Here is a 16,480-nt window from a genome sequence, read left to right as displayed (position 1 = left end):
ATGGCACGGGCGAGTTGTCAGATCACCGACATGGAGGACAGCCGGCGGCTGATCTACGTCTCGTGGCGGCCGGACGCGCTGGCCAGCGAGGTGTTCGGCAAGCTCACCGCGCGTCTGCAACTGTCTGACTGGGACGACCACGGGCGCATGCTGATGGTCGTGGCCAGCGATCCGGGCCAGCAGGCCGGGCAAGAGAGCGCCGAAATTCGCAAATTCCGCGCCGACGCCACGGACTTCGTGGCTATCTTCACCACCGACTATCTGGTGGACGCCAAGAAAGCCACCGATACCGACGAAGTGCCGGACCTGCTCTACTTCATCGAGACCAAAGGCAGCGCCAATCCGCCGGACAAACTGACCATGTGGATCTTCCCGGTCGAGGCCATCGCCCTGCATCGGGTGAGTTTCCGCAACGCCAACATCGCTCGCCTGGATTTTGACTGGTGGCACGGCTGGGGCGGCGAGAACGACCGCATCCCCTTGCCCAGCGACACCGCCCGTTCGATCCAGGAATTCAACGACGACATGGGGCGCCGCATTGACCAGATTCTCAAGCACCCCGACTTATGCGCCCCTTGCACCCACGCCGCCGGAGACCCGCCCGATGACACGCCCTGATTCCGCACGCACACACTTCGTTGGTAAAGGCACGCTGCCGGAGGCCGGCCTGTGGCTGCGCGAAGGCTATGCCCCGGTCAGCGACACGGCAATGCCTGGCCACCCGGCCGGCTACAGCGCCGACGAAGGCTTGGTCGAAGCGGTCAATACAGCGCTCATCCTGGCCAAACCACTGCTACTCACCGGCCGCCCGGGCACCGGCAAGAGCGAACTGGCCGAGCGCATCAGCTGGGAGTTGGCTCTGGGCCCGGTACTGCGTTTTGAAAGCCAGTCACTGACCGAAGCGCAGGAACTGTTCTATCGCTTTGACCTGATCGCGCAAATGGCCGATGCGCAGCTGCGTGGCGACGATGCCCCCCGTCCGCCGGAACACTTTCTCAGCTTCGGTGCGCTGGGGAAGGCCATTCTCTATGCCAATCCGCAGGCTCACGCCAGATTGATCGAATGGGATCAGCACAATACGCGGCAGTTGCGGGTCGACGGTGGCCAAACCCAGGATTCACTGATCGCCCCACCGATCAACGAGGCGCAGCGCAGCGTGGTGTTGATCGACGAGATCGACAAGGCCGCGCGCGACGTGCCCAACGACCTGCTCAACGGCATCGAGCGCATGGCCTTCCGCATCCGTGAAATGCGCAATCACCTTGTGTCAGCGCCCAATGACGACACCCTCAAGCCGATCGTGATCATCACCAGCAACTCTGAGCGCGACCTGCCCGATCCGTTCCTGCGTCGTTGCGTCTACTACAACATCCCCGACCCCACGCAGGAAAAGCTCGCCGAAATCTTGCGTCTGCGCGTCCCCGCTTCGCTGGGCGGCCCATCCGGCGGCGCGACAGGCGTCAACGCAATCGACCAGCTCGCGCCCTTCTATCAGGATTTGCTGAGCTTCTTCGTTGAATACCGCGACGAACGCGCCGCCCATCTGGCCTACCGGCCGGGCACCTCGGAACTCATCGACTGGGCCAACGCGCTGGCCCGCTACCACGCTGACCCACAGGGCGATCTGAAGGCAAACGCGGGCCTGATCGGTCGCACCCTGGGTACAATCCTCAAGCATCAGGACGATCGCCAGACGCTGACCTCGAAGCTCAAGCGCTTCGGGCTCGCGCCAGGCCCCGGAACGACATGAGCTCCCCGGCGGACGCAGTGTCTCCGGGTGGCGGCGTCGACGGTCTGATCGTCTTCCTGCGCGCACGCGGATTTCCCGTCGGGCCGGCCGAAGCGGTCGACGCGGCGCGGCTGATCGCCCACCTGGCGCGCCGCGCCTCACCAAGCACCGAACAACCCGATCCCGCCGGGTTGATCCCGAAGCTGCGCCCCGTGCTGTGCAAGCGTCAAGAAGATCAGGCGCGCTTTGACGCGCTCTTCCACGAATGGGCAAACGCACTCAAGCCACAACGCAAAGCCGTGGCCGACGCCCCCCAAACCGCCACCGCCGCCCCACCGCCGCGCACGTCCATCTGGCGAAATCTGGCGCTGCTGGTCTTCAGCATCATCATGGTGCTGGCTTGGTGGGACTCACGCCAGCGCCCCGCCGACACGCCAGCGGTGCAAGAGGCGGTGAAACAAAGCCCCGTCGCGCCAACGGCATCACCGCCCCCCGCGCCAGTGGTCAAAAAAACGCCCCCCCGCTTCGCTGGCTACACGCCGGCCGTGCGCTACAACTGGGAGTTGCGCCCGTGGGTCGCAGCCGCCCTGCTCGGTCTCGGCGCGCTTGGCGTGCTTGGCCTCGCGCTGCCGCTTGCCACCCCATGGTTGGGGCATGCGCGGCGCAGCGGGCGGCGCGTACCGCTCGATCTCACCAGCCTGCGCGAAGAAGCCCGGCGCATCGTGCCGCCGCTCTCCGCCGACATCCAGGCCCGGCTCGAACGCCATGTCGCCGGCCCAGCCACCGCACGCAGCCGCCTGCAACGCAGGCCACCGCTGCATATCGGGCGCACCATCGAAGCCACCGCACGCCGACTCGGTGTGCTCAGTCTGCGCCATCGCGATGCCCGCCTGCGCCCCTCGTATCTGCTGATTGTCGAAGTCGACGCCGACACCGACCAGACACCTCACCAGTTGATCAACGACCCGCGCGGGCGCATGTTCTACCACTGGGCCGAGCGCCTGCGAAAGCACGGCATCGATGTCGACATCCGCCTCGCACGCTTCGATGCCGAAGCGCAGACCGCGCGGGTCTGCCGCCCCACCGGCACCGGCTGGCGACTCGACGGCGACGAGGGCGAGTCGCTGGATCGCCTGCCAACACCGCCGGTCGGCCAGCGGCTGGTCATCGTCTCCGACGGCCATTTGCTGATCGACGCCGATCACCAGTGGCGTGACTGGGCCGTCAGCGCGCGCTTCCATCGCTGGCCCCAGCGCGTGATGTTCACCCCGACCGAACCCCGTCACTGGGGCGAACGCGAAGACGCCATCGAGCGCCGCGAACGCCCCACCGACCCCGGCTTCTATGTGCTGCCGCTGGACGAGCCGGCACTGGCGGCCTGGGCCGAACTTGTCGTCACCGGCCGCTTGCCGCGCTTTACCCTCAGCCGCTCACAGCGCTACCCGGCCCGCCTGCGCGCGCTCGAGGCCGACAAGCGTATCGACGCCCTGCTCGACCCCGACACCCCCATCGACGGCCTCGCCGAACTGCTCGACCAACTCAAGTACTACCTTGGCGAAAACGGCTACTACTGGCTGTGCGCCTGCGCCGTCCCCCCGATCATTCGCTGGGAGCTGACCCTGCTCCTCGGTGAGCAGTACTACCTCAACGCCAAGCTGCCACCCGAAGACCTCGCCGACTACATCGCCGACGACTACCCGCGCCTGGCCATGCTGCCCTGGCTGCGTCGCCAGCGCATGCCCGACTGGCTGCGCCTGGCCCTGCTCGACAGCCTCTCGCCCAGCGTTCAGGAAGAAGTCCGCGCCGTGGTACGCAACAAGCTCGGCCAGATTCAACTCGACGCCCGCGGCGACGACGCGCTCAGCCTCGAAGAGCCGCCGGGGCCACTGAGCCGTGCCCCATCGAACGAGACCAACGACGCCGCCGACACACTCTACCTCGGCTACCTCGCCGGCCACACCCCGCGCCAGTTGATGCTGCGCGCCCCCAGCGAATGGTCGGGCTGGCTGGCCCAGCTGCCCGTGCGCCAGCGCACGGGCCTGTGGCGCGAATGGCTCACCGCCTGGCGCGACCGCCTGCTGTGGCGCAATGGCTTGAGCTTCTACGGCAGCTCACGGCGCATGCTGCGGGTCTCCGCCGGTGTGCTCGCCATCGGTGTGGTGCTTTCCGTCACCGCCCTGCGCACCGAGCCCGACACCCTGCCGACCGGCGCGCGAGATGCGCTCTACACCGAACAAGGCCGATGGACCGGCGGCGTGCAAAGCGCCTCGATTCGCGCCGTCGCGTATGACGCAGACGGTGCAACGATCATCTCGAACGACTGGGATGGCGGGCAACGCCAATGGGATGCGCGCACCGGAGGACTGATCGGGACGCTATTGAAGGCTGACAAAAGCGCGATATCGACAACCCCCTTCACCAGCGTCGCCTTCAGCGCCGACGCCAGGTACATGGCGACCGGCGACACCGACGGCATGCTGCGACTGTGGGACGTACGGACCGGGAAAACGATTGACCCGCCGATCCAGGCCCACGACGGGATGGTGAGCACCCTCGCTTTCAGCCCGGATGGCAGCGTCATTGCCTCGAGCGGTGCCACTGACACTGGCATTCGTCAATGGAATACCGCCACCGCCGAAGCCGTCAACCGGCCCATGCCGCCCCAGAACATCTTCCTCACCAGTCTGGCTTACAGCCCCGACGGCCGACGTCTCGTCTCGGGCAGCGGCAACGGCGAAATACAGCTGTGGGACGCCAGCACTGGCCAAGCCATCGGCCCAACCATGGCCGGCCATGAAGACGAGATCACCAGCGTGGCCTTCAGCCCTGACGGCGCCTACCTTCTGTCGGGCAGCAACGACGCCAGCCTGCGCCTGTGGGATACCAAAACAGGCGAAGCCGTCGGCCCGCCGATGCGCGGCCATGCGGGCCCGGTCAACAGCCTCGCCTTCAGCCCCGACGGCGCGCAGGTGGTCTCGGGCGGTGCGGACGGCACGCTTCGATTCTGGATCAACCAAGGTGATGAAACCGCAAGCGTCACACTCGACGGCACCGCCGCAATCTATCAGGCGGTATTCAGCCCCGACGGCAGCAAAATCGCCACCGCAGGCGAAGACAAGACCGTGCGCCTGTGGGATGCCACCACCGGTCAAGCCATCGGTGCACCGCTGCAGGGGCACTCGGACATGGTCTCAAGCGTGGCCTTCAGTCCCGACGGCAGGCGAATCGTCTCTGGCAGCTTCGACACCACGCTGCGCCTGTGGGATGCCATCACTGGGCAGGCCATCGGCACACCGCTGCAGGGGCACTCGGGCCCAATCCTGACACTCAGCTTCAGCCCCGACGGCACGCGCATCGTCTCGGGCGGTGACGAGCTGCGCCTGTGGGATGCCGCTACGGGACAAACCATCGGCGCGCCGTTGCAGGGGCACTCGGGCCCAGTCTGGAGTGTCGCCTTCAGCCCCGACGGCACACGCATCGTTTCCGGCAGTGAGGACGACACCTTGCGACTATGGGACGCTGCCACCGGCCAAGCCGTCGGCGGACCACTGCGGGGGCACTCGGGCACGATCTGGAGCGTCGCCTTCAGCCCCGACGACACGCGCATCGTCTCGGGAAGCAACGACACCACCCTGCGCCTATGGGATGCCACCACCGGCCAAGCCATCGGCGCACCGCTGCAGGGGCATTCGGCGGAGGTCAGGAGTGTGGCCTTTAGCCCCGACGGCGGGCGAATCGTCTCAAGCAGTTACGACGCGACCCTGCGTCTGTGGGATGTGACCACGGGTCAGCTCATCGGTGCGCCAATAGCGCAAGCAGGCGGGGGCGAAAGCGTGGCTTTCAGTCCAGACGGCGCCCGGATTGTCAGCGCCTGGATCGCCAATCAACCAGTCATTGCGCCGCAACTCGACAAAGTCGGCGGGCCACCTGACAACACCGCGACAATTCAAACGCCGGAAGAAGCTGGAAACAACAACGTGCAGTCGGTTGCGCCGCCAACAACCCCTGAAGCCCCTTCCGTTCGCACACCACAAGAGAAGTTGCCGCCACGCCAAAAGCAGATTTCGCCGCCGCAAAAGCAGCAGGCACCGGCGAAAAAGTCCCTCCATGACTCGGGCGCCCGTGAGACATTAGCGTCGCTCTTGGGCGACATCATTTCCACGGCCCAAGCCGCCACACCGGCCATCGTGCTGGCCCAAAACGCCGAGCCACCGACGCGCCAAACGGCAACGCCGCGCGCCAACTTGGCAGGCGAAGCCCGCGCACAATCGAGCGGATCTGCCCCGCTCACGGCCGATGTGCCAGCACCCACCGGCGGCGTACAGATCTGGCGTGTGCCGCCCTATCCGCTGCCGCTGCGCCCGGCCGAAGCCCCACCGCAGCTATGGAGCTACGCCTTGTTGGCCACTTTGGGTCTATGGCCGGTACTGCTGCTCTGGCGCAAACGCCGGCAAGCGCGCGAGATCACGCACTGGATCGCGGAGGCCAGCCAATGAATCACTCAACCCGCACGCCTGGCGAGGCCTTGCTCGCTCTCTGGCACGCCGCCCGGCGCGAAGCCGAGCACGGAAACCGTGTGGCCAGCGCGCTACCCGCCACCATGCGCGTCGCGCTCGAGCGCGCGCCAGGCACCCAGCGCGGCATCGCCATCACCGCCATGCTTCTCGTTCTGCCGCTGGTTCTGGGCGGAAGCGACACCACCTGGCCTGGCGTGTGGATCGCCCTGCAGGTTGGCGGCGGCACCGCACTGATGGCGCTGCCCGCTGTCATTGGCTGGTCGCAAGCGGCCATCGGCCGCTTCGCCGCACTGATGCTGGGGGCCGGATTTTTTTCCGTCATCGGGCTGACCACTGTCCTACCCGACAATCCGGCTCAGGCACAGATGCTTCGCCAGGCGGTGTTGGTCAGCTGCGCCATTGCGGCGTGTTTGTCGCTCTCGATGGTGCTCATCACACAACGCCTTGGGCGCATCCTCGGCACATTCGCACTTCCGCTCTCTGCCGCCCTGGCGATCGCCAGCGGCGCGGCGCTGTTCGTGCTGGGCGTCACCGCCTGGCAAACCGGCGACGACCTGGTCCGCTTGATGGCGATTGTCGGTGGGCTGTGGGTTGCCGCGTTTCTGTGCAACCGCTTTGAGGCCACACGGGGATTTCGCAGCGCCGGGCGACTGCTTGCCTTGCGAAATGGCACGATCCGGCTGGGCGGCCTGTTAAGCGGTATCGCACTCGCCCAGATCGCAGTGCCCTGGCTGGAGACCGCTGCCTGGCGAGTCGCCCTCAACACGCCGCTCGAAGGCATTGCACCCATCGCGGGCATGATGGCAGGCATGGGCTGCGGACTGGCCGTGGCCGGCGCCGGCATGGCACTCCCTGCGCTCCTTGCTCGCTGGCAACTGGGGGCGAGAGTCAGCGCCAGCACGGCCGGCGAAGTTGCCTGGTTCGCCGCCTGGATGCTACTGATGAGCAATGCTGTATGGCTGGACGAAGCCGTTGCCGCACTTCTGAGCGAGCTTGGCCGAGAAGGCGTTTTTCTGCACGGTATGCCGGTCGATTTTGGCCCGCGCAATGAAGCAGCAGCGCAGGTGGCACTGGCTTGTCTGGTCGTCCTTGTCCACGGTGTCGCCCGCATTCTGCTCGGCCGCCCTGCGCACTCGCCGGGCCCCCCCCTCTGGCTGGTGCTCCCCAGCGACGCCGAATTCACGGAAGGTCTGCACATCGCCGAACGCGTCGCCACCGAATGGAACGATGGGCCGGTCACGCTACTCGCACCGAGCGCTGCGGCACCCCGCTTGCGGGGCACACACCTGCGTCTGGCTCAATACGCCGACTCGGTCGCCGACCTGTTCCTGAACACCGCCATGGATGCGAAGGCCTGGCAGCACCAGCCGATGGCCGAGGCCACCCGTAGCGCACTGCACTTGCGAGCAGTCTATGCCACCCCGGCAGCCGCCCACGCCCTGATGACCCTGCTTCCCGACGACGCGCGCGTGCTGGCCCTGGCCGACGGTCCGATGGCCGAAGGCTGGACCGCTGCGCTGGCCGAACTGCCCGAACATTCAGAACGCTTCAGCCTTCGCACCGCAACGCTGGACAAGTCCATTGACACATCCTGGAACGAAGGACCGGACCGCGAGCATCTGACTACCGGATTCTTCTTCAAACACCGGCCAAGACCCATCAAGGAACGCCGCATCCTGATTCTTCACTGCGCATCAGACAGCGCACTTGCCGAAGCACTCGCCGCGACGCTGAATACGCAATCCGACACGCACGGGCAGCGCGTTGCCGCGTCCCTGCTTCAACCCGCAACATCGGGCACCGCAGCACTGGCCTGGTCGGTAACCACCTGGCTGACCCTGCTAGCCCTGTTTAACCGTTTTGCCAAACAAGGCGGACTCGGCAGCCTTGGACGGCTGATCTGGCGCTTTCTGCCAGCGCCGGAGACGCGTGCACGGACACAACGCTTTGATTTGATCGTGATCGAAGCGGGCATGAATCCGGCAGAATCAGCCGCTGCGCGCGGCCTCGAACGGATGGTGGATTCGGTGATCGGCCTGACCCCGGCAATACGCGCTCACGATGCACCGACGCTGTACACCGCCAACGAATACACCGCCCGCATCAGCCTGCCCGCGCCAAGCGCGCTGGCCGACGCCCTGCCAGCGCTGGCCCGCCAATTGATCAACGTCGAAGCGCGGCCACGGCATTCCGACCACCCTGAATCCAAAGACGGCACCGACCTTGGCAAGACTCGGAACGCGTCCGAGAGCAAAAATACCGTCAACAGCCCGTTCGACAATTCCCCCGAGGAATCCGACGTGCCGACCGAACTCACCGAACAGTCCGCAACAATCCCCATGCCCGAGCCTTCGACGCCGGAAGACAGTGCCACCAACCGGCAAAGCTTCAGCTGGCTAAAGACAGCGCTCCCCGCCTCCTTCATGCTGTGGCGCCTCCTCCGCAAGTGGCTCACGCGATCGGATTCAAACTAAGGGCCGATCGCCAAACCCGTAACTCAGACGGACACCGCGGGTTTGCCGGAAGTGGGTCTACCTGCCACAGGTCAACGGGTTTTCCGCAAGGGGTCGATCAGGCCTACCAGATTATTGTGGTCGAGCTCATACATGAGCGCCAGTAGATGCCCCAACCGGCCTTCGGGAAAACCTTGTCGTGCGAACCACGCAAGGTAGTGCCCCGGAAGGTCCGCAATGACACGCCCTTTGTATTTACCGAAGGGCATCTCATGGATTAGCAACAATTCCAGGAGTTCTGGGTTCATAGTGAGTCAAGGCGTGTTCAACACAATGCGCTCGGACCAAAGACCTTGGTTGGTGCCGCAGCGCCCGGGATGTTCAAACTGTAAAGAAGGAAAGACACCGCACTCGGTGCCACCCAAACGCCGAAAAGCAAAAAGCCCAGTCCGAAGACTGGGCCAAGTGCCTGTTTCTATTGGTCGGGGCGGCGGGATTCGAACTCGCTACCCCTTGCACCCCATAAAGGTAACAATGCGACAGCATGCAACAACATGCGGCAGCATAAAACATCGCATCTACCTGTTTTCACTCGATTTTAAGCGTTTGCAGCGTCTCGTGACATGCTATACAATCCCATCAAGACCCACGCAAAGGTGTCACCAGAAGTGTCACCAATCGACTCGATGAGGTGCTGCATGGCCAAATTGAACGACCGGCTGATTCGAGCTGCCAAGCACGAAGATGACGACAAATTCCTAAGCGACGGAAGCGGGCTGTACCTGCGCGTGCGCAAGTCGGGCGGCAAATACTGGCTGTATCGTTACAAGGTCGGCACACGGACCCGGTGGTTTGACTTGGGAATGTACCCCTCACTCTCCTTGGCCGACGCGCGTGCCGAAGCGACGCGACTCACCGCTGATCGCAAACAGGGCATTGATCCTGTCGCGGAACGAGAACGCGAAACCATGGAGCGGGAAGCTGCGGCGAACGCCCAGGCGGAGGCACTTGAAGCACAGAACGCCCGCATTACCGTTAGCGGGCTGTTCAAGCGCTGGGCAGAAGTGGACCTAATTCGCCGCAAAGACGGCGGCGCGGAAGTCCGGCGCATGTTCGAAAAGGACGTGCTACCGACGCTGGGCGCACTCCCCGTTGAGGATGTCCGGAAGGGGCATGTAACCGGCGTGACTGACGCACTACTGGCGCGAGGCGTTCCCCGCATGGCGAAGGTGATTTTTTCGCTCATGCGCCAGATGTTCCGCTTCGCCGTCGACCGCGACATCATTGAGTTCGAACCAACATCCGCCATCAGGAAAGCCAAGATCGGCGGCAAGGACACCGAACGGGATCGCGTCCTTTCCGAAGGGGAAATCAAAGCCCTCGCCCGCCAACTGCCGACCAGCGCAGCCAGTGCGTCCACACAGTGTGCCGTATGGCTCGCCCTGTCGACCTGCTGCCGCATTGGTGAACTGCTAGGGGCAAGATGGGAGCACGTCGACCTGAACACAGGAACATGGCGCATCCCCGCCGAGAACAGCAAGAACAGCAAAGAGCACACCGTTTTCCTGTCCGCCTTCGCGCTGACCCAGTTTGAACAACTGAAAGCCACAGCCAACGCCAAGCTGGCGGAAGCACGAAAGAAATCACCAGACGCTCAGCCCTGCCCGTGGATTTACCCGAACCGGCAAGGGGATGCCCCCGTGTGCCCCAAGACAGTCACAAAGCAACTTGGCGATCGCCAGCGGGAAGGCAAAGCCCCCATGAGCCGGCGTGTAAAGGTGGAACGGGCATCGTCGCTTACCCTTTCAGGTGGTAGATGGACGCCCCACGATCTGCGCCGCACAGGGGCAACGATGATGGTCGCACTCGGGGTGATTCCCGAAGTCGCCGAACGCTGCTTGAACCACACCGAAGAAAACCGGGTTAAACGCACCTACCAGCGACACAGCTACGAAAACGAAATGCACGAGGGATGGCGCCTGCTGGGCGAGCGGCTTGAACTGCTGACACGCTCGGGCGCTGACAACGTGGTTACGCTGCGTGGGGCCGCGTGATGGCAATCAATACCCCCCCGTGGTTTTTCCCGTGCGACCCTCCGGACAATCCAGCCACTCCCCGCAAGCGGGGGCGCCCCAAGAGCAGCCCGCAGGCACCCATCGGGCAAATCGACTTGAATTCGCTGGCTGTAGCCGAGGAAGCAGCTAAAGCGGAGTCGGTGCCTACAGACAAGATCAGCTATGTCGCTCACGGACTGAACGAGGCATGGGGGGCCTATCAAGCAACGAGTGTGCTTTTCAAGCGCCTACGAGAACGCACAAAGGGGCGTCCAAGAAGCGCACAGGCGGCAATGATCGCCGATGTAGCGCGTGTGCTTGCGAACGCTGGGCTGTCCGGTGGCATTCACGGTGATAACGACAGGGGCGGGGCGCCTTCACTCGCCGTACGGCTTGCTCGGGCCATGATCCGCCGAATGACTGGAAGGAACGCCATCATCGCCAAGCGGCAGATACGACAAGCCAGAACGTGGCGCGGCGCATGACATAAATATACGGTCATTTTCGGTTGTACTAGGTCCCGTCATGGGTGGGGTTTCATGAAGACACGATGCCAATACGGCTCGTTTCGATTCCCGACATGACAAGGCACCTACCATGAAAGAACCTGTTGATCTGCTCGCCTCCGCTACCGAGCACGCGGGCTACATGACACCCGCTGATGCGGCACATTTCCTCGGCGTCGGTCTCAGTACCCTGTGGCGATACGCCCGCACCGACCCCACCTTTCCTACCCCCGCACGTCCATCGACGCGAAAAACCCTGTTTCCTCGCCGTGATCTAGTTGCATGGGCCGAAAGCAAGAGGGAGGCCTCGCAATGACCACGCACGCCGACATCCCCGATCACCTGAACCGCTACTACTATGATGACGGCTTCGGCGGCTCGCGCCTTGCGTGGCAACTGCTTGAAGACGCACCGGACGATGACTACTTCGAGTTGCGGCCCGAAGCAGATTTTCGCTTGCGCGGATGGACGACTGATGACGATCCGCGCCCTTTGTGGCAGGCGCCGGAGGGGTACAAACACGCCGTGCTTGTCCATCGGGATGGTCAGCAATGGCTGGTCGCCGTCGATGCCCGCCTTACGCTGATCACACTGACGCTGGAGCATATCCGCGTTGTATTGGATGCGCACCCTTCGCGGTGGCCCATGGCGTTGCGCGACTTGATCGGCGTCGCGGCTGGCATCCTTCCGACGAAACCTATGCTGGTGTGGCCCGCATGAGTTCCCCCGTGCCCACCGATGACGAGAAAGAGCGCCTGAAATTGGCGCTCGCCCTCACCTACTGCGAGCCCTCGAAAGCTGAGGAGCATTGCACGGCGTACGGCGTTGATCTTGAGCACGTGCTTAGCACATTGGCAGAACCCGAAGGCCTGCGCGCGGCGATTGTGGCTGCGCAGGCCTTGCGGCAGTCAGGGCAGCTTCTCAAGCGCCAAGCGCTGGCACCCCTGGAAAAGCTGGTCGCCCATATCGACGAAATGATCGACGCGGGCCACATCCCGCCAGGCACCGCACCGAAGTTGGCCGATACGTTGTTGAAGCTGACCGGGCTGGCGGAAGAACGCGCATCCCGCCTGCGCCTCACAGAACCGGAAAAACCCAGTGCGACAGTGTTTGTACTGCACGGCGACGAAAAGGCCCCGCCAACCCGCGCCGGAGAGTCGCGTATCACGATCCGGTTGCCTGCAACGCCACGCCCACAAGGCGACATCATTGACGCCGAGCCTGCGGGAGGCTCTGATGAACCCGAGTAACGCTGTGTTCATGCGCACGGTATTCGGCGAGTTGCCCGATGGCGCGATGCCGGGGCTGGCCAGTTTCGGCCAAAACCCCCGGACTGCAGGGGCTGGGGCATGGCGCGCGGAGCCATGGGTGCCCGGTGCGGTGCCCGCGGTGCCTAGCGATGCCAACAACTACTTCACTGTGTCGAGTTACTACCGGCGTCCCGGCGATGGGTTTCGTCGCACCTCTGCCAACTTCGCCGCGCTGCATGCGGTTATGCTCGATGACGTTGGCACTAAGGCCGGTGCGGATGGTGTAACACTGCAGCCGACTTGGAGGCTGGAGACTTCACCCGGTAACGCACAGTGGGGGTACATAATTTCACCCCCTATCGCTGATGCGGGTCTGGCCGGGCGGGTGATGCGGGCCGTTATCGCCGCTGGGCTGTGCGATCCGGGCGCTGGTGGGCCTACTGCGCGATATGCACGCATGCCCCGAGGATGGAACGCCAAGCACAGTCCGCCGTTTCGCTGCGTCATGCACGAATGGGAGCCTACCCGACGGTATAGCGTGGATGATCTTGTGCAGGGGCTGGGGCTTGTGCTCCCTAAACAGCAGCGCAAACGGCCCTACGTCGCACCCATGGTGCCGCACACCCAGCAGGCAAAGCGCCTTGCTGAAGCACTGGCCATGACCCCAGCTGCCGAATATGCGGCGTGGATTCGTGGGCTAGGCGCAATCAAAGCCGCTGTGACGCTCGGCGTACTCAGTGACGACGACGGGCAGGCGATGTTTGCAGCTTGGAGCGAGGCCGCAGGGCCACAGGCCACCGCGCAAAACGATGACACCCGTTTCGACCCGTCCGCAATGTGGGTGCGCTGGTCGCCGTCCACGGCACCCGCTGATGCCCTGCTGGGAGCGCTCTATGCTGCCGCGCGTGATGCTGCGCTGGATGTGGTGCGCGATCAGATCACGACAGACGGGGCGCTTGATGGAAAAGGGCTTAACGCAGCGCGCTACGTATCCCGACACCACGCCCGAGCGTTCAAGGCGCTGCGTACCGAATTGGGTAACTCACAATGACCGCGAAACTCACCACGGATTACTTCAAGCGCATGTTGGAGGCCCGCCAAGGGACGCAACACGTCGAGGCAACCGACGCCGCCCCCGCAACAGCACAGGTTGTGCCACTGCACACACCCGATGCGAAGAAGGCGCAGGCCACGCCTCCGAAAACGGACGCACTCGCCCAGCTCGACACCATCCAGACCGACAGCACAAGGGAAGCCCTTGAAGACGCTATCGAGGCGCTGAACCGCGAATTTTTCGTGTCTATCGAAGGCGGGACCGTGTGTATCTTCATCGAGGGCACGAACCCCGAAACCGGGCTGCACGAGTTGATCGGGCTATCGCAGGCGGAATTCCGACTCCTGCACGCAAACCGCACGGTCACGACGACCGACACCAACGGAAACACTAAGTCGGCCAATCTTGCCGATGTGTGGCTGCGTGCACCGCAGCGACGCCAGTACCCCAACGGGATTGCCCTGCTCCCCGGCATGGAGGCACCGGAGGGGGTCTATAACCTGTGGCGGGGCTTTGGTATCGAGCCTGACCGCTCAACGAAGAAGGCCGCGCCGCTGTTGTGGCACCTCCGAAACGTGGTTTGCGCAGGCAATCACGACCACTTCCTGTATCTGCTGGGCTGGATGGCTCGATGCGTGCAGCACCCGGCAAAACCGGCTGAGGTCGCCATCGTGATGCGAGGTGGGCGCGGTACGGGCAAATCGACTGTGGGCCGGTGGATGTGCCGCTTGTTCGGTCCGCACGGGATGCACGTGCTTCACTCGCGCCATCTGGTCGGTACGTTCAATGCACATCTTCGCGGCGTGTGCATGCTGTTCGCAGATGAGGCGTTTTTTGCGGGCGATCGCCAAGGCGCGGACGTGCTCAAGGGGCTGGTCACTGAACCGACGCTGACCATCGAACGCAAGGGGGTAGATGCCTACACCGCACCCAACAGGCTGAAAATCATGATGGCCTCAAACTCAGACTGGGTTGTACCTGCCGGCATCGACGAACGGCGGTATCTGGTGCTCGATGTATCGGACTGCCGCAAGCAAAAACACGCCTACTTCGACAAGCTCCACGAACAAGCGGAAGACGGCGGACTGGCTGCGCTGCTGCATATCCTGATGCACCACGACACCAGCACGTTCAACGTGCGCCAGGTGCCGAGCACGTCGGGGCTTGTAGATCAGAAACTGCTGTCATTGCCTGCCTTTGACCGCTGGCTTTACGAACGGCTTTACTCAGGGGCCGTGCTTGAGCACGACAACGATTGGAAGCACGAGCAACGCCGTGAGGATGTGACCGGGGCCTTTGAGCAGTACGTACAGAGCCACGGGCTGGGCCGATATGAGCGCACCGACGCCGCAACCGTTGGCCGGCACCTGCGGGCCGTCTTCCCGGAACTGGGAGAGACGCAGCACCGTGAGACGGGGAGCCGAAACCGTTACTGGGTGCTTCCGGAACTCGACGAAGCACGGCGACAGTTCGAACGCTACGCACTGAGCGGGGAGCATGCGCCATGGCCCACCGATTGAGGCACGGGGGTGGCACAGGTGGCACAGGTGTGGCACAGGACTTTCAGGTGTTACCTGTGCCAGCCAATCCCAGCACTGGTGCGGGTTCTAGCCTTCTGGCACAGGTGGCACACCTTTTTTTCTAATTTATCAGAGATAAAAAAGATTATTTCACGATATGAAATATATACACCCCCCGTGCGTGTGTACGGAATTCGCCGAAAAAGGTGTGCCACCTGTGCCACTTGGCTCAATCCCAGTGCTGGCAAGGGTTTGGCTGGCACAGGTAACATTTCCCGATCCTGTGACAGCCTGTGCCACCTGTGACACCTCGCCGGCTTCCCCCTGCCGCTAACCGTGTAACACATGGACCCGGCCACCCTCGCCCGCTTCGTGACGTGTATCACCTCATGGCGTGCCGCGCTCCCGCCCGATGGCCCGACGGTGTATCGCCCGCATCAAATCACCAGCGCTACCGGCGTGCCTCGTTACGCCCTCCCCGCCGTGCTTGCCATCCTCGGCTGGCATCGTGCCGCCCGGTGGTCACGCACCAACAACCGCCGTGTGCGTCGGGTCTATTACGCACTTCCCGGCCACCGCGTTCCTCGCCCCGCAAGGGGCCGTCCGTCTATCGACCAGCTCGCCGCGTGCGTGCTTAACGCCGCTGGTCGTTCGGGCCAGGATCAATCATGACCAGCCCCACCATTCCACTTATGTACCTTGACCATATGCCCGCCGTCGCGACACTTGCCGCCATCTCGTCACGCTATCCCAGCGCCTCGGATGCTTCGATCATCAGACGGGCCGAGGTTTGTTTGCACGAAGCGGCACATCTCCTTGTCGCGGTAGCGCTGAACGCACCGGTGGGTGAGATTGTGGTTTCTTCGCACGGTGGCCGCGTATGGGTCGGCTTCCTTGACGAACGCGACGTGCTCATCTCGATAGCCGGGGTTGCGATGGAGCTATGCTTGCACCCGGATTTCAGCACAGTGTTTACTGCTGCAGCCAATGACGGAGAAAACATGCGCGGAATGCTGGAGTCATCGGGAATGACCTACGACCAAGCAGTCGCGTACGCGAGGCGCTGTCTTCCGGAAATGGTAGGCATGCTTAACCATGAGCAGGTCTGGGACTTGGTCGACTGGCTGGCCTCGCGTCTCGGGACTCACGCTTCTAAATCAGGCGGACGCATCCGCCCACGTCGCGTTCAACAGATCGTCACTGAGCTTGAACAACGCCTGCGACTGAAGCAGGACAACACCGCTGCTCGAATCGTGCGCCAGAGGATCGAAATGTTGGTCGACGAGTTGCGGCGGTACTGAGTATTACAACGAGCAGGCACCCCGCGTGCAGAGCGAGTGCCTACAGCCCCGGATGGCTCCCGTTTCTATCGCTTCCTGCTTACCGTTCGCTGCCAG

The 16,480-nt window shown here is 63.7% G+C and carries 12 protein-coding genes; 11 read left to right on the top strand and 1 reads right to left on the bottom strand.

Annotated features, from left to right (window positions below):
- From FHP91_RS14860 to FHP91_RS14845, 4 genes are read left to right on the top strand one after another with little or no spacing between them, the layout of a single operon-like run.
- Positions 1–618 (top strand): hypothetical protein, encoded by a 618-nt coding sequence (locus tag FHP91_RS14860; protein WP_144310334.1) that lies wholly within the window; start codon positions 1–3, stop codon positions 616–618.
- Positions 605–1,750 (top strand): AAA family ATPase, encoded by a 1,146-nt coding sequence (locus FHP91_RS14855; RefSeq protein WP_144310333.1) that lies wholly within the window; start codon positions 605–607, stop codon positions 1,748–1,750. The genes FHP91_RS14860 and FHP91_RS14855 overlap by 14 nt, the downstream gene beginning before the upstream one ends.
- On the top strand, positions 1,747–6,225 hold the full coding sequence (locus FHP91_RS14850) for a hypothetical protein (protein WP_144310332.1): 4,479 nt from the start codon (positions 1,747–1,749) through the stop codon (positions 6,223–6,225). The genes FHP91_RS14855 and FHP91_RS14850 overlap by 4 nt, the downstream gene beginning before the upstream one ends.
- The gene (locus tag FHP91_RS14845) at positions 6,222–8,720 is read left to right on the top strand and encodes a hypothetical protein (protein ID WP_144310331.1); all 2,499 of its coding nucleotides are present in this window, start codon (positions 6,222–6,224) and stop codon (positions 8,718–8,720) included. Before FHP91_RS14850 ends, FHP91_RS14845 begins: the two co-directional genes overlap by 4 nt.
- Positions 8,721–8,791: 71 nt before the next feature.
- Here the strand turns inward: FHP91_RS14845 and FHP91_RS14840 are convergent, their stop codons facing one another.
- Positions 8,792–9,007 carry a DUF3820 family protein gene (locus tag FHP91_RS14840; RefSeq protein WP_144310330.1) on the bottom strand — a complete coding sequence of 72 codons (216 nt, stop codon included), beginning with the start codon at positions 9,005–9,007 and terminating at the stop codon, positions 8,792–8,794.
- A 390-nt stretch (positions 9,008–9,397) separates the two neighbouring features.
- Between FHP91_RS14840 and FHP91_RS14835 the strand changes: the two genes are divergently transcribed.
- The 7 genes from FHP91_RS14835 (at position 9,398) to FHP91_RS14805 (ending at position 16,384) form a co-directional block, all read left to right on the top strand.
- Complete coding sequence (locus tag FHP91_RS14835; protein WP_144310329.1) at positions 9,398–10,753, top strand: tyrosine-type recombinase/integrase; 1,356 nt, start codon at positions 9,398–9,400, stop codon at positions 10,751–10,753.
- A gap of 597 nt (positions 10,754–11,350) precedes the next feature.
- On the top strand, positions 11,351–11,575 hold the full coding sequence (locus FHP91_RS21720) for a helix-turn-helix transcriptional regulator (RefSeq protein WP_222105221.1): 225 nt from the start codon (positions 11,351–11,353) through the stop codon (positions 11,573–11,575).
- The gene (locus FHP91_RS14825; protein WP_144310328.1) at positions 11,572–11,979 is read left to right on the top strand and encodes a hypothetical protein; all 408 of its coding nucleotides are present in this window, start codon (positions 11,572–11,574) and stop codon (positions 11,977–11,979) included. The genes FHP91_RS21720 and FHP91_RS14825 overlap by 4 nt, the downstream gene beginning before the upstream one ends.
- Positions 11,980–11,987: 8 nt before the next feature.
- A complete protein-coding gene (locus FHP91_RS14820; protein WP_144310327.1) occupies positions 11,988–12,509 on the top strand; it encodes a hypothetical protein in 522 nt (173 codons plus the stop codon).
- A 538-nt stretch (positions 12,510–13,047) separates the two neighbouring features.
- Positions 13,048–13,560 carry a hypothetical protein gene (locus FHP91_RS14815; RefSeq protein WP_144310326.1) on the top strand — a complete coding sequence of 171 codons (513 nt, stop codon included), beginning with the start codon at positions 13,048–13,050 and terminating at the stop codon, positions 13,558–13,560.
- A complete protein-coding gene (locus FHP91_RS14810) occupies positions 13,557–15,083 on the top strand; it encodes a primase-helicase family protein (protein ID WP_144310325.1) in 1,527 nt (508 codons plus the stop codon). Before FHP91_RS14815 ends, FHP91_RS14810 begins: the two co-directional genes overlap by 4 nt.
- Positions 15,084–15,751: 668 nt before the next feature.
- A complete protein-coding gene (locus FHP91_RS14805; protein WP_144310324.1) occupies positions 15,752–16,384 on the top strand; it encodes a hypothetical protein in 633 nt (210 codons plus the stop codon).
- Positions 16,385–16,480: the final 96 nt, after the last annotated feature.

It is taken from the genome of Denitromonas halophila, assembly GCF_007625155.1.
GTDB lineage: Bacteria > Pseudomonadota > Gammaproteobacteria > Burkholderiales > Rhodocyclaceae > Nitrogeniibacter > Nitrogeniibacter halophilus.
Note: the sequence above shows the minus strand (reverse complement) of the source record. Positions and strands in the feature narration are given on the sequence as shown.